At 67.7% G+C, this 16,600-nt stretch carries 16 protein-coding genes; 1 reads left to right on the top strand and 15 read right to left on the bottom strand.

All coding sequences use genetic code 11. The features are described from left to right. Positions 1-170 precede the first annotated feature (170 nt). From hydA to ABZ260_RS28345, 12 genes are all read right to left on the bottom strand, one after another. Positions 171-1,586, bottom strand: coding sequence for a dihydropyrimidinase (hydA, locus tag ABZ260_RS28400; protein ID WP_355623799.1), 1,416 nt, complete (start codon positions 1,584-1,586; stop codon positions 171-173). A gap of 49 nt (positions 1,587-1,635) precedes the next feature. Next, a complete protein-coding gene (locus tag ABZ260_RS28395) occupies positions 1,636-2,991 on the bottom strand; it encodes an aminotransferase class III-fold pyridoxal phosphate-dependent enzyme (protein WP_355623796.1) in 1,356 nt (451 codons plus the stop codon). Between the two features lie 28 nt (positions 2,992-3,019). Then, positions 3,020-3,583: an amino acid synthesis family protein gene (locus tag ABZ260_RS28390; protein ID WP_355623793.1), complete on the bottom strand. Its 564-nt coding sequence runs from the start codon at positions 3,581-3,583 to the stop codon at positions 3,020-3,022. 122 nt (positions 3,584-3,705) lie between these two features. Beyond that, on the bottom strand, positions 3,706-4,569 hold the full coding sequence (locus tag ABZ260_RS28385; protein WP_355623790.1) for a nitrilase family protein: 864 nt from the start codon (positions 4,567-4,569) through the stop codon (positions 3,706-3,708). Beyond that, positions 4,566-6,050: an NAD-dependent succinate-semialdehyde dehydrogenase gene (locus ABZ260_RS28380; RefSeq protein ID WP_355623787.1), complete on the bottom strand. Its 1,485-nt coding sequence runs from the start codon at positions 6,048-6,050 to the stop codon at positions 4,566-4,568. Before ABZ260_RS28380 ends, ABZ260_RS28385 begins: the two co-directional genes overlap by 4 nt. A gap of 46 nt (positions 6,051-6,096) precedes the next feature. Further along, positions 6,097-6,888 carry an IclR family transcriptional regulator gene (locus ABZ260_RS28375; protein WP_355623784.1) on the bottom strand — a complete coding sequence of 264 codons (792 nt, stop codon included), beginning with the start codon at positions 6,886-6,888 and terminating at the stop codon, positions 6,097-6,099. A gap of 121 nt (positions 6,889-7,009) precedes the next feature. Further along, complete coding sequence (locus ABZ260_RS28370) at positions 7,010-8,179, bottom strand: ABC transporter substrate-binding protein (RefSeq protein ID WP_355623781.1); 1,170 nt, start codon at positions 8,177-8,179, stop codon at positions 7,010-7,012. Between the two features lie 44 nt (positions 8,180-8,223). Beyond that, entirely contained in the window at positions 8,224-9,051 is an 828-nt protein-coding gene (locus ABZ260_RS28365; RefSeq protein ID WP_355623778.1) for an ABC transporter permease, read from the bottom strand. Continuing rightward, positions 9,048-9,842, bottom strand: a complete 795-nt coding sequence (locus ABZ260_RS28360) for an ABC transporter ATP-binding protein (protein ID WP_350955196.1) — start codon at positions 9,840-9,842, stop codon at positions 9,048-9,050. The genes ABZ260_RS28365 and ABZ260_RS28360 overlap by 4 nt, the downstream gene beginning before the upstream one ends. 35 nt (positions 9,843-9,877) lie before the next feature. Then, positions 9,878-10,480, bottom strand: a complete 603-nt coding sequence (locus ABZ260_RS28355) for an ABC transporter permease subunit (RefSeq protein WP_355623775.1) — start codon at positions 10,478-10,480, stop codon at positions 9,878-9,880. Positions 10,481-11,393: 913 nt separating this feature from the next. Beyond that, positions 11,394-11,768: a nuclear transport factor 2 family protein gene (locus tag ABZ260_RS28350; RefSeq protein WP_355623772.1), complete on the bottom strand. Its 375-nt coding sequence runs from the start codon at positions 11,766-11,768 to the stop codon at positions 11,394-11,396. 512 nt (positions 11,769-12,280) lie between these two features. Further along, positions 12,281-13,195, bottom strand: coding sequence for a LysR family transcriptional regulator (locus tag ABZ260_RS28345; RefSeq protein ID WP_355623769.1), 915 nt, complete (start codon positions 13,193-13,195; stop codon positions 12,281-12,283). A gap of 213 nt (positions 13,196-13,408) precedes the next feature. On the opposite strand from ABZ260_RS28345, the gene ABZ260_RS28340 reads away from it, so the two are divergent. Then, on the top strand, positions 13,409-13,804 hold the full coding sequence (locus tag ABZ260_RS28340; protein WP_355623766.1) for a VOC family protein: 396 nt from the start codon (positions 13,409-13,411) through the stop codon (positions 13,802-13,804). 23 nt (positions 13,805-13,827) lie between these two features. On the opposite strand, the gene ABZ260_RS28335 is transcribed toward ABZ260_RS28340, so the two are convergent. From ABZ260_RS28335 to tdh, 3 genes are all read right to left on the bottom strand, one after another. After that, positions 13,828-14,025 carry a hypothetical protein gene (locus tag ABZ260_RS28335; RefSeq protein WP_355623763.1) on the bottom strand — a complete coding sequence of 66 codons (198 nt, stop codon included), beginning with the start codon at positions 14,023-14,025 and terminating at the stop codon, positions 13,828-13,830. Positions 14,026-14,063: 38 nt separating this feature from the next. Continuing rightward, entirely contained in the window at positions 14,064-15,236 is a 1,173-nt protein-coding gene (locus ABZ260_RS28330) for a glycine C-acetyltransferase (protein WP_355623760.1), read from the bottom strand. Between the two features lie 76 nt (positions 15,237-15,312). Continuing rightward, a complete protein-coding gene (tdh, locus tag ABZ260_RS28325; protein ID WP_355623757.1) occupies positions 15,313-16,341 on the bottom strand; it encodes an L-threonine 3-dehydrogenase in 1,029 nt (342 codons plus the stop codon). Between the last annotated feature and the right edge of the window lie 259 nt (positions 16,342-16,600).

The following is a 16,600-nucleotide window of genomic DNA, read 5'->3' as shown; positions in this document are numbered from 1 at the left end:
CCGCTGGTGGGTCTGCTGGCCTACGTGAAACGTAGTCAATCGAATGCACCTCCTTCTAGGTGATCGACTCGGGCTGGTCAACGCGGGGCTTCAAGACGCATCGCTGCACCTCAAGCCCCCTCCTTCAGGAGGGGGTCGTTGACATCCGGAGAACTCCGATCAGTCGGGGGTCAGAAGAGGTGGGGCTTGCCCCGGGTAAGGAAGGATCCACGACCGGGCTTCCCGTCGAAGGCTCCGTCGTTGACGAGGTGATGGCCGCGGGAGAACACGTGGACCGGTCGTCCGGTCACCCGCATGCCGTCGTAGAGGTTGTAGTCCGTGCGCATGTGCGAACCCGCCGTGGTGATGACGTGGTCCGCCGCGGGGTCCCAAACGAGGAGGTCGGCGTCCGCACCCACGGCTACCAGACCCTTGTGTGGGAAGAGTCCGAACAACTTGGCCGGACGCGTCGCCACAAGGTCGACGAACCTGCACATGTCGATCCGGCCCGTCTTGACTCCTGTCTCCCAGAGAACCATGAGCCGGTCCTCGACTCCCGGAACCCCGTTGGGAACCTTCGGGAAGTACCCGGGGCTTCGCAGTTTCTGCGGGGGGAGATCGTCGGGTTGCTCCAGGCAGAAACCCGCGTGGTCGGTGGCCACCGTCGACAGCGCCCCCACGGTGAGCGCCTGCCACAGGCCCTCCTGGTTGCCGCGCTCCCGGATCGGCGGCGAGCAGAGGTAAGCGGCGGCTTTCTCGCCAAGCTCGGCGTAGTCCTCGTACGCGACCGCGAGATACTGCGGGCACGTCTCCCCCCACACCAGCGAGCCCTGCCCCCTCGCCTGGCCGATCTCCGCCGCGGCCGTCGCGCTGGAGACATGCACCACGTAGAGGGGACTGCCGACGGAGTCCGCCAGGACGATCGCCCGATGCACCGCTTCGGCTTCGGACTCGTGGCCGTGCGCTGTGGTGTGGTAATTCTCCGCTGTACGTCCACTCTCGATCAGCAAGCGGGTCTCTCGGGCCACCATGTGGCCGTTCTCGGCATGCACCATCGGCAGCACGCCGTACTCGACCGCGAGTTCGAAGCCTTCGAGCAGTTGGCCGTCGTCGACCATCTGCGTGCCGGGGTAGGCCATGAAGAACTTCCAGCTCGACGCGCCCTCTCCGGCCAGGCGGCGCAAGTCGTCCAGCACGTTCTCCTGCTGGTCACGCGGCGGCACTATGGCGTGCAACCCGAAGTCGACGACGGCCTTCTCAGCGGCCACGTCCCGGCGACGCATATACGAGTCGAGGAGGGAGTTGTCGGGCTCCTTCTTCACGAAATCGATGACCGTCGTCGTCCCGCCGTGTGCGGCCGCGATCGTGCCGCTGTGGAAGTCATCCGCCGTTCGGGTCGTGAAGCCGTCGATCGGGTATTCCAGATGCGTGTGCACATCGATCCCGCCGGGGAGGACGAGTTTCCCGGTCGCGTCGATGACCTTGTCGGCCGACCAGCCGTCGCCGAACCCGAGTGCGACAACGAGCCCGTCGCGCACCAGAACATCGGCCCGGACGGCGGCGTCGGCGTTGACGACGGTACCGCCTTTGATGAGTGTCGATCCCATCGTTCTCCTTCTTGAACGGCCGGCCACACCAGCTGGGTGGTCAGTCTGATCAGCCGGTGTAGTGCTCGTCGGCCAGCGTGAGCACCTCGTCCAGCACTTCGAGAGCCAGGTCGATCTCCGACTCGCGGATGATCAGGGGCGGGGTCAGGCGCAGCACGTTGAAGTTCGCCGTGAGGTACAGGCCACGCTCCATCGCCGCCTTGAGGATGCGACTCACCGGTGCGGCCGCGGGGCCCTTGGCGTTGAACGGCACGAGCGGTTCGCGCGTCGCCCGGTCCCTGACGAGCTCTACTCCGTAGAAGAGGCCACGGCCACGAATGTCACCGATGCTCGGGTGCCTGTCCGCCAGGGACGCCAGCCCTTCGCCGAGCCGCCGGCCCATGAGCCGGGCGTTCTCGACGACACCCTCGTCCTGCATGATGCGCAGAGAGGCGACACCGGAGGCACAGGCGAGCGGGTGTCCCGCGTAGGTGAGACCGCCCCAGAACATGTTGTCGCGCAACCAGTCGGAGATCTTCTCTGACACGGTCATCGCACCCAGCGGGACGTAACCGGAGTTGAGCCCCTTCGCGGTGGTGAGGATGTCCGGGGCGACAGCCCAGTGGTCGCAGGCGAACCATTCGCCCGTCCGGCCGAATCCCGACATGACCTCGTCGAAGATGAGCAGGATGCCGTACCGGTCGCAGACCTCCCGAAGGGAGCGGAGGTATCCGTCAGGCGGGTACAGAAGTCCGTTCGTTCCGGTCACCGGCTCGACGATCACGGCGGCCACGGTGTTGGGGTTCTCGTATTGGAGGATCTCCTCCAGGTGCGGTCCCCCTGAGCAGACAGGGCACGGGTCGGGGTGGCCCGCGGGACAGCGGTACGTGTACGGATCGAGCATCCGCACCACGCCGGTCATGCCCGGCTCCGCCGCCCAGCGACGCGGGTCCCCGGTCAGCGCGATGGCCCCCGCGGTCGCCCCGTGATAGGAGCGGTAGCGAGCCACGATCTTCTGGCGGCCGGTCACGTGACGGGCGAGGCGCACGGCGTTCTCGTTGGCTGCCGCACCACCGGTGGTGAAGAAGCTCATCTTCAGGTCACCGGGCGTCAGCCCGGCCAGCATCTCGGCCAGCTCCGCCCGGGACCGCTCGGCGAAACCGGGGCCGATGTAGCACAGCTGTTCAGCCTGGCTGCGAATGGCCTCGACCAGCCTCGGGTGCTGGTGTCCGAGGTTGAGATTGACCAGCTGCGATTGGAAGTCGAGGTACTTGCGGCCTTCGTAGTCCCAGAACCAGGAGCCCGAGCCTCCGGCAACCGGAATGGGGTTGAGCGCGCCCTGGACCGACCAGGAGTGAATGACGTACTCCTTGTCGGCCTCCTGCACGCGCTGGCCGGTCCACGTCTGCGCGTCGATGACGGTCATCGGATCGCCTTCTCTCGTCCCGTAGGTGTCACTGGGTCTTCGTCTCGGCGCCGAACACGGCCAGGCGGGCCAGGGGACGACCGGCGTTGGCGGCCGCGCAGATCACGAGGATCTCGCGGGGGCGAGGGACGTCGGACACCTGGAAGGTCACCGTCTGATGGTGCGATCGGGTCTTCGAGTCGAGCTTGTGCTTGAGCGGGATGTCGATGGGGCTGCCTGGGAGACCGACCTTCTCGGCGGCGGGCAGAAGTTCGGTGCCGCCGGCCGCCTTGCGGAAGACGTTGCCGAACCGGAGGTTGTGGATCAGGGCCGAGCCGTGCTCGACCTCACCGTCGATGCCGACGAGCGCCGCCTTGCCGAACGCCTCCACCTCGTCACCGAGCAGGTCCACGCAGGCCGGGCCGACAAGTTGCCCGATCTCCTCGCCCAGCTCGTCAGCGAGCGTCACCAGGTCCTCGACGTACTCGCTCGGGTATGGGTTGGCGATCACCGCACCGACGAATGCGACCCGATGCAGGCGCTCGACCGGGTGCCCGTTCTCGAGCATGGTCTCCTCGAGATGCTTGATGATCTTGCGGACCTGGATGCTCACTTTGCCTCCCTGAGTGGTTCATCTGGTGAACCATTGGTTCAAATTCTGATGACGGGTGGGGATTGTGTCAAGGGATTTCGCAGATGGAAAGCAGTCTCCCGTTTGTGGCCGCGGCGGCGGGATCAGTCCCGTCGACCGTTCTGGGCACACCGCGCGTCGCGGGTCACGTAGAGATCAGGGCGGCGGTCCGCCAGCGGCTGGTTGAACGGGTTGCCGTGCCGGGCTTCTCGCGACCCGATGAGGTCGATCTCGGCGAGCAACAGCTCTTCGCCGTCGTTGCTCGCGGGACCCGCGAGGATCCAGCCGTCGGGGCCGACGATCACCGATCTCCCGACGAACTCCTGGCCACGCTCGACACCCACCCGGCTCACGCCCGCGACATAGGACTGGTTGCTGTGCGCGCCGGTCATGCACATGAGGTTGGCCATGGCCGGCACATCGGCCGGCTGGCCCGGCACGGGGACCCAATTAGAGGGAAGAACGATCAGGTCGGCGCCTTGGAGAGCCGCGCTGCGGAAGGTCTCGGGGAACCACGCGTCGTAGCAGATCCCCACTCCGATCCGTCCCAGCGGCGTGTCGAAAACCGGAAACCCCGCCTCGTTGCGGCCGTAGATGGCCTTCTCGTCGTTCCAGAGATGGGCCTTGCGGAACGTCCCGACGTGCCCGTCCGGGCCTATCAGCACGGCCGAGTTGTACGGCCGGCCGCCCTCCCGTTCGGTGACACCGGCGACGATCCAGAGTTGGTGCTTCTGGGCGAGTGCGGCCCAGGCCGAGCAGGCCGGTCCTCCGGGTATGTCCTCGGCGTACCGGAGGGCCTCGGCACGGTCCGCGAAGACGTACCCGGCGGAGGACGCCTCGGGAAGGACGACGAGCCGCGCACCGGCCTCGGCCGCTTTCGTGATCCACTTCGACGATCGCTCGATGTTGCCGGCGATGTCACCGATGCGCGGGCGTAATTGCACGCCCGCGAGGATGAACTCGGTCACCACGGCGCCCTGATGGACATGTACTTGACCTCGAGGTACTCGTCTATCCCGACCCGGCCGCCCTCACGCCCCAGACCGGATTGCTTGACCCCGCCGAAGGGAGCCGCCGGGTTGGAGATCACGCCCTGGTTGAGGCCGACCATGCCGCTCTCGAGGCGCTCGCAGACGCGCAGCCCTCGATCGAGGCGTTCCGTGAAGACGTACGCCGCGAGACCGTACTCCGTGTCGTTGGCCATGGCGACCGCGTCGTCCTCCTCGTCGAAGACGATGACCGGCGCGACCGGGCCGAAGATCTCCTCGCGAACGGTCCGGACGCCGTGGGGCACCCCGGTGAGGACGGTCGGCCGGTAGAAGTTGCCGCCGCCGGCCAGCGCCTCACCGCCGGTCAGCACTTCGGCTCCGGCGGCTCGTGCCTCGTCGACCAGCTCGGCCACGCCGGCGAGGGCGCCCTGGTCGATCAGGGGGCCCACCTGCGTCGACGGGTCGAGCCCATGGCCCACGGTCAACGAGCCCAGCCGTTCGGCGAGCGCCTCGCTGAAGTCCTGGGCGACTCCCCTCTGGACGTAGAACCTGTTCGCGGCCGTGCATGCCTCCCCGATGTTGCGCATCTTGGCCTGAACCGCACCCTCGACCGCCAGATCGAGGTCGGCGTCGTCGAAGACGATGAACGGCGCGTTCCCACCGAGCTCCATCGAGGTGCGCAGCACCTTGTCCGAGCACTGCGCGAGCAGGGTGCGGCCGACCTCCGTTGAACCGGTGAACGAAAGCTTGCGCAGTCGCGAATCGCGCAGCAGCGCCGACGTCACCTCTCCCGACCTCGATGTGGTGAAGACGTTGACCACCCCGGACGGCAGGCCGACATCCTGGAGGATCCCCACCAGCGCGAGCATCGACAGCGGTGTCTGTCGTGCCGGCTTGACCACCACCGTGCAACCGGCCGCGAGTGCGGGCCCGATCTTGCGAGTGCCCATCGCCATGGGAAAGTTCCACGGGGTCACCAGCAGGCTGGGGCCGACCGGCTGCCGGGTCACGACCACGCGCGACCCGCCGCCGGGGGCGACCAGGTAGCCGCCGTCGATGCGGACGGCCTCCTCCGAGAACCACCGGAAGAACTCGGCCGCGTACGCGACCTCGGCTTGCGATTCGGCCAGCGGCTTACCCATCTCCAGCGTCATGAGCCGCGCGAGATCGTCCCTGCGGGCGAGGATCTGCTCGAACGCCCGTCGCAGGATCTCCCCTCGTTCACGAGGTGGCGTGGCAGCCCAGGACGCCTGCGCGTCGACAGCGGCCGAGAGAGCCGCCAGACCATCCTCGACCCCGGCGTCGGCGACCTCGGCGATCGTCTGGCCGGTGCCGGGGTCGTCGACGGCAAGCACGGCGCCGGAGCCGGACCCACGCCACTCGCCGCCGACGAACACGCCTTTCGGCACACTGTCGGCAATGCTTTCGGCCGCGGCGATCGTGTCGGTAAGAGATGTCATGGGCGAACTCCTTTGTCGCGCCCCTTGGCGCCGATCAGTTGGTGGCCTAGCGCCCGGTCAGGGCACTCGGCAGGATGATGTCTGTGACGCTCAGCAGTTCACTCAGCCCTCGAGCGGCCTTGATCACCGACTCCGCCACCGAATCGATACGGTCACGCGTGATGCGATAGGTGGGGCCGCCGATCCACACCGCGTAGGGCGTCGAGTCCCGGACCCGTACCGGCGCGGCCACGGATGCCGCGCCGACTTCGAGCTCGTCGTAGGCGAGGGCGAAGCCGTTGCGGCGCACCGAGTCCAGTGACTCGATGAACGCGTCCAGACCTCCCAGCTCCGCGGGCGCCTTCTCCGAGAACTCGGCTGCGAAATCCGTCCGCACCGCCTCCGGATCGAGGGCGGCGAGCAGCACCTTGCCGGTCGAGGTCGCCCACACGGGCTGGGTCCGCGGGACAGGTTTGAGCGTCTGCCCGATCAGCGAGGGCCCCGCAACCTGTGCGACGACCATGACGTTGGGCGGCAGGAGCACGTCGAAACCGGAGGTCTCCTTGGTCTCCTCGGCGAGCTGCCGCAGGACGCCGCGCATGTGGCCGTAAGCGCCGTCGCTGTCCAGCAGTCCCCCGACGATCGAGAGAAGGCCGAGTGAGACCCGATAACGCCGAGTGTCCGGATCAAGTGTCAGCCAGCTCTCCCGTTCGAGGACGGTGAGCACGCGGTAGCACGTCGCCTTGGGGATGCCGGCCTCCCTGGCGACCTCGCTGAGCCCGACGCCCTCTGGGTGGGCGGCCACGGCACGAAGCAGCCAGATAGTCCGACGGACAAGTCCCGCTTCACTTGGTGCCATTGTCTTCTCCGTTGAGGTGAGGTGATGTGATCGACAGTTGCGGCCATCATCGTGGCAGGCTCGCCGACTGTTGTCCGTGCCTTACGCGGACTTATGCCGCGTAACGCACGGACATCGCCTGCTACTTGCCCCCGGCGGTGAGCTCTACGGTCCCCGGCTTGTAGCCATCGCCGGTGACGTCGAATCCCTCCGCCTTCAGTTCCTGGTCCGCCTTCTCGGTGAGGTCCCCGCGGAAGGCGCCCTCACCAGGGTCGGCCTTGAGCACCTTGGCGTCGACCGCGATCTTGATGGTCTGGTCCCATGCCTTCTGGTCGATGGTCCCGATACCGGCAGGTGAAGGCCACACGAGCTTGTTGACCTCGTTCAGCATCCACGTCTGGTGGCCCTTGCCGAGCGCGCTGCCGTTGTTGAGGACGACCTCGACACAGCCGTCCAGGTCGTCCCGGCAGAAGCCCCAGCCCTTGTACGTCGCCTTGAGGAACTTCACGGCGATGTCCTTGTTGGCATCCTTGGCCAGCCAGTCGCCACGCGCGTAGATGCCGTCCTCAAGGCTCGTGTATCCCGAGTCCTGAAGGCTGATGGCCGAGAAGTCCTCCGGCTTGTACAGCGCACCGGTCTTGGGGTTGATGGTCTCCAGCAGCTGGGCGTACTCGTTGTAGGTCTTGGCCTGGGCCGCGTCGACCTCACGCTTCAGCAGCAGCGACATGTCGAACGGCTGCTGCACGACGGTGACGTCCTTGGCCGGGTCGACGCCGGCGCCCCTCATCGCCGCGAACAACACCAGCTCGTTGCCGAACCCCCAGCTGCCCACCTTCTTGCCCTTGAGGTCCGCGAGCTGCTTGATGCCCGAGTCCGCCCAGGCGACCTGCAGGTAAGCGCCGCGCTGGAACACCTGGCCGATGTTGACGAGGTCGGCCCCCTGCTCCCGGGTGACCATCGTCTTGGTGACGTGGCTGACCGCGAACTCCGCGTTGCCCGCCGACAACACCTGCTGCGGCACGATGTTGACGCCACCCTCCTGGATGGTCACATCGAGACACTCGTCGGCGTAGTAGCCCTTCTCCTTGGCGGCGTAGTAGCCGGCGAACTGCGACTGCGCCACCCACTGGAGGACGAGCCTGATCGGGGTTCGCGTCTGGCACGACGCGGTGTTCCCCGCGCCGGACCCGGACGCCGTGGTCTCCTCCGACATGCCACAGGCGGACAGGGAGAGCGTGGCGGCGGCCACCAAGGCGCCGGCGATGAGGCGATTGACTCGTGGGCGCGCGAGGCGCCGAAGGGAGCGGGGCATTGTGACTCCTTCAAGGAGATAATCGTGGGGGGAACGACGGGAGATCACGCCTCGTCGCTGTGAATCGACTCGTGCCAGGGCATCAAAAGACGCTCGAGCAGCGACATCAGTCCGAACATCGCGAGCCCGAGCAGGCTGGCTACGAAGATCCCTGCCCATGCTTCGGCGAAGCGCGGCAAGGCCGCCTGATAGGCGATGTACACCCCGAGCGCATTGCTTGGACCCCCGAAGTACTCGGTCACGATGACGCCGATGACGGCCAGGGTGGACCCGAGCTTGAGCGCGTTGAAGAGATAGGGCAACGCGTTGGGGAGTCGCAACATCAGGGAGATCTGTCGCGGTTGTGCCGCCAGCGACTCCATGAGCTCCAGGTGCAGCGGTGAAATCTGGAGCAGACCCCTGGCCGTGTTGACCAGGACGGGAAAGAACACCATGACCGATGCGACGCCGGCCTTGGAGACGATACTGGTCACGCCGAACCAGTTGTTGAAGATCGGCGCCAGCGCGACGATGGGAGCGCAGTTGACGATCACGGCCATCGCCAGAACCGGGCCCGCCACCTTGTGGAAGCGGCTGACCACCAGCGCGACGAGGATGCCGGCGACGGACCCGAGAACGAGGCCGAGCAGGACCGCCTTAACGGTGATCTCCGAGGCCGAGAGGATCGTCGGGAGCTGCGATGCCAGCGCTGAGGCGATTTCACTCGGCGCGGGCAGGATGAACGACGGGACCTGGAACAGCCGCACCACAAGCTGCCAGGCGCCCAGGATGACGACCGCGGTGACCAGGACCGGCAGTCCTCGCCTGGTGGTCGCCCCGGCCCGCCCAGCGGTGATCGGCATCGAAAGCCTGCTTCCGGTACGGACGCTCATGGCGCGTCCTGGGCGACTGACATGCCATGCAGAGCGGACCTGACCTCAGTGATCTTTTTGAAGTACTCGGGTGTCGTGCGGGTGGCGGCGGAACGCGGGTAGGGCAGATCGACGTCGATGCTGGCGGCGATCCGCCCAGGACGAGGGGACATCACCACGATCCGCGACGACAGGAACACGGCCTCTGAGATGCTGTGCGTCACGAAGACGACGGTCGTCCCCGTGTCGGACCAGATCCGGAGGAGCTCACCCTGGAGGCGTTCCCGGTTCATCTCGTCAAGTGCGCCAAGTGGTTCGTCCATGAAAAGGATCTTCGGATCCGCGGACAGTGCCCGGGCGATCGCCACTCGCTGCTGCATGCCGCCGGAAAGCTGCCACGGGAAGTGGTGAGCGAACTCGGACAGGCGGACGAGTTCGAGCATGGACGTGGCCTTGGCCCGCCGAGTCTGCTTGGCCACGCCGGCGACCTGAAGCGGTAACTCCACGTTGCGCTGGACGTTTCGCCAGTCGAACAGGCCGGCCTGCTGGAAGACCATCCCGTAGTCACGGTCTCGCCGTGCGGTGTCGGGTGCTTTGCCGTTCAAACTCACGGAACCGCTGGTGGGTTGGGTGAGGTCCGCCATGATCCGCAGGAGCGTGCTCTTCCCGCAGCCGCTCGGACCCAGCAGCGACACGAACTCGCCTTCGGCGATGGACAGGTCAATGTCCGCCAGCGCCGTTACGGAACGGTCTGTCCCGCTGTTGAACTGCTTCGTGACGCCGCTGACACTGATGATTGCGGATTCAGGCATCGTGGGCTCTCCAGGGATCGGAAGAGAGATGGCGGTCATCGGGTGTGCCGGTTACGGAGGGCGAATCGCTCGATCCAGCTGAGGAGCTGGACGAACACGATCCCCGTGACGGCCGCGACAAGGACGGCGGCGTACAGCTTCTCGGGGCCGTTCGAGTAGTAGTAGGCGAAGGTGAGGATGGCTCGGCCGATTCCTCGTCCCGTGCCGGCCGACAACTCGCCCACGATGGCGCCGACGACACTGGCCGTGGCGGCGAGTCGTAGCCCCGCGAAGACGTACGGCAGCGCCGCGGGCAGGCGGAGCCAGAACAGGAACTGGAGCCTCCCGGCGCCCACGCTGCGCATGAACTCCGTCTGCACCTTCGGCGGTGACTTGAGTCCTCGCAACGCGTTGATCGTCACGGGAAAGAACGCCAGGTACGCCGCGATGCCGGTGACCGCGACCCACGGTGGCAGTCCCGCCTTGCCGCCCCAGATGACGATCATCGGGGCGATGGCGACCAGCGGAATGGTCTGCGAGGCGATCAGCCACGGCATGAGGCCACGCGAGACCGGAGGGATGTGGAGGAAGACGATGGCGAGCGCCAGCCCGAGGAGCGATCCGGCCACCAGGCCGTAGGCGGCTTCACGCAGCGTCACAGAGGCTTCCCCGAGAAGGTACACGCCCAGGCTGGTCGGGTTCCCGCGCCGGGCGGGTTCCACCAGCGCGCCTAGGATCGTGCCGACGTGCGGCATGGACAGATCGTCGGTCGCGACTGGGAATGGTAATCCGAGCAGTCGATCGCCTGTCGCCTGGCCCAGCGCCTTGTAGCCCTCCCAGAGAGCGGCAAGGAAGGCCACAACAGCAAGGCCGACCACCCCGCTTGTGAGTCGGGATCGCAAGGCCGCCGAGGCTGTGTCCGTGATTGGGGCCTCCCGCTTTGGCGGGGGGCCCGGGGCGATGGATGCTATGGGGGGGCTCTTCATGGCCGTCATGCGGGTTCACTCTCCGGGTCGTGGGGAGAGACATGTCACGGTGCAGGCGTTCATCGCTTGCAGTGAACCATCGGATCACTCAGCGATCCGATGGTTCAATGTAGGTGTGGCGTTCATCCGCCGTCAATGGTTCGCATGAAACTTCATGTGTCACCGGTCGCACCTCGGCAACCCGTCCGAAACCCGTAGGTTGGCGGAAAGTGGTGATCTCTGGTGACCTGCGCATACTCCTGGATCGGCAGGTCCGCTCAGCCGAGGTGACGCGCCGCTCCCGGCACCCGCTGGGAGCTCGAACCACCTCCGGCGGGTAGCGGCACGCGGGTCGTCCCCCACGAAGAACCTGCGGCATGTGCCGTTCCAGCTCCGCTTCCCCCGTTGGAGCACCCCGCCGGGGGTCTCATCCCAGTGCCGGATCCTGGCTCACGGGCGCCGCCACGTGGGAGCGATGGGCACCACGACGCTTCGCGTGGGCCGAACACATCTTCGGTCATACCGAATATCAACCTCGCGGAGACGGGCCCGGCGCGGTGTCGTCGCGATGTGCTGGAGCGCGTTCAGCACTCAGGTGAATCGGAACTCACTCCGGAGGGTCGGCGAAGATCACTATTTCGTCGATGTCGCCCTCGACGGTGACGTGCACCACGTCCATCCCGGTCAGCAGGCTCCGGCCGGAGGCGTCCTCGTAGCGCCACCCGAAACGCGCCCACTCCCCGGGCGCGTCCACCCGGGTCGTACGGACCATCAGGCAGGGGCCCGACGGGTGCCCCTGCACCACCTCGGTGATGAAGTCCTCGACCGCCTTGCGCCCGACACCCCGGCCCAGCGGCCCCCAGAAGACGACGTCGCCGGTAAGGGCACGGCTCAGCAGCGTGGCCCGCCGCGCCGGGTCATCGGCATTGGTCGCCGCGATGAAGGCGTCAATGGCGTGGTCATGGAGGGCGTCATCCGTCACGTCGTGATACTAGCCAGCGGATCTGCGTCGCGAAGATGCGAAGTCACCCAGATCACGGGGAGGGTTTCTCCGGCCAGGTGTGGATATCGGCGGTCAGGTCGATCACAGGGGCTGATTTGATCTGCCTGATGAGTCGGCAGGCCTCCTTGTGGAGAGCGGGCTCGGGCGGGACCCGGTGTGGCCGGCCGGTGCGGGCTTCTCGGGGCTCTACGTTCCTGAACGGATACCTCGCCTGAGTGGAGATCGTCGAGGCTTCCCGCTCCAGCGGCCGGGCCCGGTCAGGTAAAGCTTTCTCGGCAAAACGCCCGCTCACGCGTCTGCCGGCCCTCCAGTTGTCGAAGAGGTCACCAAATGGGACTTTTCGGGCAGGCGACAGGTATGGATCTTGTGCTTCATGCGGTGATCATAGGGATAGCCACCGCGGTCGCCCTGATGGCGACGGTCGGGGGGCGTTACTGGCATCGTCACTGGCATCGTCGGCGACGCCGTCGGTCCCGGCAGGGAAGATCCCGTTAGGGTGACGAGGTCCGGTCCAGGGCCGTCGCGGTGTGCCGGAGGGCGTCCAGCAGGGGGATGAGCAGGGGGTGCCGTTCCGCGCCCCGGCGTACGGCGGTGAAGACCCGGCGTTCCGGACCCGCGACCCGGCGGATCTCGACGCCGGACAGGTCGGTGCCGCGCAGGGCCAGGCGGGGCACCATCGCCACCCCGGCCCCGGCGGCGGCCAGCGCGACCACCGCGCTGAAGTCGTCCGAGGAGTGGGCGAACTCGGGGGTGAAGCCCGCGTGCTCGCAGGCCAGCGCGATCACGTCGTGGCAGGGGTTGCCCGGATAGGGGCCGATCCAGGTCTCCCCGGCCAGATCCGCGACCGTCACCTCGCGCTCCGCGAGGGCGTGGTCCCGGGGGAGCACCACGTCGAACGGTTCGGAGTAGAGCGGGATGCGCGACAGGCGCCGGTCGTCCTCGGCGGGGGCTCCGCGGTACTCCACGGCCACGGCCGCGTCCACCGCGCCGTCCAGGACCATGGTGAGGCTCTGGTCGCCCTCGGCGTCCAGGACCCGTACCCGGATGCCGGGCGCCTTGCCGTGGAGTACGCCGACGGCCGGGGCCACCAGGAGCCCGATCGCGGTGGCGAACGAGGCCACCTTCACCTCACCTGCCGTACCGGTCGTGTAGGCGGCGATGTCGGCCTCGGCCCGCTCAAGCTGGGCGAGGATCTCGTTGGTGTGGCCCAGCAGGATGCGGCCGACGGCGGTCAGCCGTACGCCCCGGCCGTCGCGGTCGAGCAGCCGGTGGCCCACCTCGTGTTCCAGGGCGGCGAGCTGCTGGGAGACCGCCGAGGGGGTCAGGTGCAGCGCGGCGGCGGCCGCGGTGACCGTGCGGTGGTCGGCCACCGCCCGCAGGGTCCTGAGCCGCCGTGTCTCTAGCACCTCCATATTCTCGCCGAGGTCGTTCGTACGCAGTGCCTCCGGGGTCGCGTTCCCATCCCCTGACCACGTCCGTTTCCTACAAGACCGCGGCGGGGAGGCAGGGCTAGGTTGATCCGTACCGGGGGTCACGCGTGTCTCGCCGAGACGAGGGCGGCCCGCGATCCAGGACCCCTCACGACATCCCACCGCGAACCCGCGATCGGAGAATTCGATATGAAAGCCCAACTGGACGTCATCGGCATGGTCGTCGAGGACATGGGCCGCTCGCTGGCCTTCTACCGGCTGCTCGGCCTGGAGGTGCCGCCGGAGGCCGACGGGCAGCCGCACGTCGAGGCGGTCCTGCCCGGCGGCCTGCGCCTCGCCTGGGACACGGTCGAGACGATCCGCTCGTTCTACCCCGACTGGCGGCCCGGGAACGGGCAGGGGGTCTCGCTGGCGTTCCGGTTCGACACCCCGGCCGAGGTGGACGAGGCGTACGAGCAGCTGGTCCTTCTCGGGTACGAAGGGGACAAGGAGCCGTGGGACGCGTTCTGGGGGCAGCGGTACGCGGTGATCCACGACCCGGACGGCAACAGCGTCGACCTGTTCGCTCCGAACGCGGAGAGCTGACCGGAGGGCGGACGGCGCGCGGGTCAGTCCCGCGCGTCGTGGGCGAACACGGCCGGCTGGATCCGGTTGTTCAGCCCGAGCCTGGTCGGCGCGCCGGAGATGTGCGCCTTCACCACGCCCACCGACATGTACGGGCGTTCGGCCATCTCGGCGTTCGAGAGTCCCTTCGCCCTGCACCTGTCGCGGATCGCGGGCCGCTCCGAGTCTCGGTGATCCGTCACGGCGATCCCGTCACGGCGACGGGGGCCGTGACGGGTGCTCAGCCGCGGGCGGTGGCGAACGCCGCCAGGGCTCGGTCCACGTCTTCGGTGGAGTGGGCCGCCGAGAGCTGGACCCGGATGCGGGCCTGGCCGTGCGGGACGACGGGGTAGGAGAAGCCGATCACGTAGACGCCCAGCTCCAGCAGGCGTTCGGCCATCGCGGCGGCCTCGGCGGCGTCGCCGATCATCACCGGGACGATGGGGTGGTCGCCGGGCAGGATGTCGAACCCGGCCTTGGTCATCCCGGTGCGGAACCGCTCGGTGTTGGCGCGCAGCCGCCGGCGGGCCTCGTCCGAGCCGCTGATCAGGTCGAGGACGCGCAGCGACGCGGCGGCGATCACCGGGGCCAGGGAGTTGGAGAACAGGTAGGGGCGAGAGCGCTGGCGGAGCAGCTCGCAGATCTCCTTGCGGGCCGCGACGTAGCCGCCGCTGGCCCCGCCGAGCGCCTTGCCGAGCGTGCCGGTGAGGATGTCGACCCGATCGGTCACCCCGTGCAGCTCGGGGGTGCCTCCGCCGTGCTCGCCGACGAAGCCGACGGCGTGCGAGTCGTCGACCATCACCATGGCCCCGTACCGCTCCGCCAGGTCGCAGATCTCCCTCAGCGGCGCGACGTAGCCGTCCATGGAGAAGACGCCGTCGGTGACGATCAGCCTGCGCCGGGCGTCGGCGGACTCCTTGAGCCGTGCCTCCAGCTCGGCCAGGTCACGGTTGGCGTAGCGCAGGCGCCGGGCCTTGGACAGGCGGATGCCGTCGATGACGCTCGCGTGGTTGAGCGCGTCGGAGATCACCGCGTCCCGCTCGTCGAGCAGGGTCTCGAAGACGCCGCCGTTGGCGTCGAAGCACGAGCTGTAGAGAACGGTGTCCTCCTGGCCGAGGAAGGCCGACAGCCGCGCCTCCAGCTCCTTGTGCACCTCCTGGGTGCCGCAGATGAAGCGGACCGAGGCCATCCCGAAGCCCCAGCGGTCGAGGGCCTCCTTGGCGGCGGCGATCACCTCGGGGTGGTCGGCCAGGCCCAGGTAGTTGTTGGCGCAGAAGTTCAGCACCTCACCGCCGCCGGCCACGGCGATGTCGGCGCGCTGCGGGGTGGTGATGACCCGCTCCGGCTTGAGCAGCCCGGCGGATGCGATCTCGTTCAGGGTGGTACGGAAGTCGTCGCGGACGTTGTCGAACATCAGGCGGTCCAATCCAAGGTGATCTTGCCGATTCCGCCGCCTTCGGCGGTGTCGAAGTCGCGGTGGGAGCCGGGCATCAGGCCGTCCAGTCCAGGATGACCTTGCCGGTCCTGCCACCGGCGGCGGTGTCGAAGGCCGCGTCGAAATCGCGGTAGGAGAATCGGTCGGTGATCACGGGGGAGAGGTCGAGGCCCTTCTCCAGGAGCACGGACATGGCGTACCAGGTCTCGTACATCTCCCGGCCGTAGATGCCCTTGATGGTGATCATCGAGGTCACGATGGTCGCGAAGTCGACGGCGAACTCCTCGGCGGGCAGCCCGAGCATGGCGATCTTCCCGCCGTGCGACATGTTGGCGATCATGTCGCGGAGCGCCTGCGGGTTCCCGGACATCTCAAGTCCCACGTCGAAGCCCTCCCGCATGCCGAGTTCACGCAGGCCGTCGGCGACGGACTTCTCGGCGACGTTCAGCGCCAGGGTGACGCCCAGCTTGTTCGCGATGGCCAGCCGTTCGTGGCTGACGTCGGTGATGACCACGTTGCGGGCGCCCACGTGGGTGGCCACCGCGGCGGCCATCAGCCCGATCGGCCCGGCCCCGGTGATCAGCACGTCCTCGCCGACCATCGGGAACGTCAGGGCGGTGTGCACCGCGTTGCCGAACGGGTCGAAGATCGCCGCCACGTCGAGGTCCACCGGGACCCGGTGCACCCAGACGTTGGAGGCCGGAAGCGTCACGTACTCGGCGAAGGCGCCGTTCCGGTTGACCCCCAGCCCGACCGTGCTGCGGCACAGGTGCCGCCGTCCGGCCATGCAGTTGCGGCACTTGCCGCAGACCAGGTGCCCCTCGCCGCTGACCAGATCACCGGGGGCGATGTCCTCCACGCCCGGCGCCACCTCGACGACCTCGCCGCAGAACTCGTGCCCGACGACGAGCGGCGTCCGCAGGGTCTGCCGGGCCCAGGCGTCGAAGCTCCGGATGTGCAGATCCGTCCCGCAGATCCCGGTCCGCAGAACCTTGATCAGCACCTCTCCGGCGCCGACCGACGGCTCCGGTACGTCGACCAGCCACAGGCCGGGTTCGGCCCTCTCCTTGACCAGCGCTTTCATCGCGGATTCCCCCTCAACTCCGAACCCTACGCACTGTGCCCGGCCGCCTTCGGGGGTGTCCATCGCGGTTTTCTTAACCCCGCCCACAGCATTGCTTCACGCCCGATACCCGTTTTCTAGCGAGGTACCCGGACACTCAACCGCAAATCGGTCAGATAGCCGGTTCTCACACCGAGATCGATCCCCTCGACGGGATCAGCTCTAACGGGGACCGGCCGTCCCAACGAGGACGGCCCCTGTCACGACGACGATCGTCGTG

Source organism: Streptosporangium sp. NPDC006013 (assembly GCF_040614275.1).
Classification (GTDB): domain Bacteria; phylum Actinomycetota; class Actinomycetes; order Streptosporangiales; family Streptosporangiaceae; genus Streptosporangium.
Note: the sequence above shows the minus strand (reverse complement) of the source record. Positions and strands in the feature narration are given on the sequence as shown.

What these genes read in the sequence shown, in the direction of transcription:
- hydA (WP_355623799.1), bottom strand. Translation starts at nt 1,586, where the DNA reads ATGGGATCGACACTCATCAAAGGCGGTACCGTCGTCAACGCCGACGCC.
- ABZ260_RS28395 (WP_355623796.1), bottom strand. Translation starts at nt 2,991, where the DNA reads ATGACCGTCATCGACGCGCAGACGTGGACCGGCCAGCGCGTGCAGGAG.
- ABZ260_RS28380 (WP_355623787.1), bottom strand. Translation starts at nt 6,050, where the DNA reads ATGACATCTCTTACCGACACGATCGCCGCGGCCGAAAGCATTGCCGAC.
- ABZ260_RS28375 (WP_355623784.1), bottom strand. Translation starts at nt 6,888, where the DNA reads ATGGCACCAAGTGAAGCGGGACTTGTCCGTCGGACTATCTGGCTGCTT.
- ABZ260_RS28370 (WP_355623781.1), bottom strand. Translation starts at nt 8,179, where the DNA reads ATGCCCCGCTCCCTTCGGCGCCTCGCGCGCCCACGAGTCAATCGCCTC.
- ABZ260_RS28365 (WP_355623778.1), bottom strand. Translation starts at nt 9,051, where the DNA reads ATGAGCGTCCGTACCGGAAGCAGGCTTTCGATGCCGATCACCGCTGGG.
- ABZ260_RS28360 (WP_350955196.1), bottom strand. Translation starts at nt 9,842, where the DNA reads ATGCCTGAATCCGCAATCATCAGTGTCAGCGGCGTCACGAAGCAGTTC.
- ABZ260_RS28340 (WP_355623766.1), top strand. Translation starts at nt 13,409, where the DNA reads ATGAAAGCCCAACTGGACGTCATCGGCATGGTCGTCGAGGACATGGGC.
- ABZ260_RS28330 (WP_355623760.1), bottom strand. Translation starts at nt 15,236, where the DNA reads ATGTTCGACAACGTCCGCGACGACTTCCGTACCACCCTGAACGAGATC.
- tdh (WP_355623757.1), bottom strand. Translation starts at nt 16,341, where the DNA reads ATGAAAGCGCTGGTCAAGGAGAGGGCCGAACCCGGCCTGTGGCTGGTC.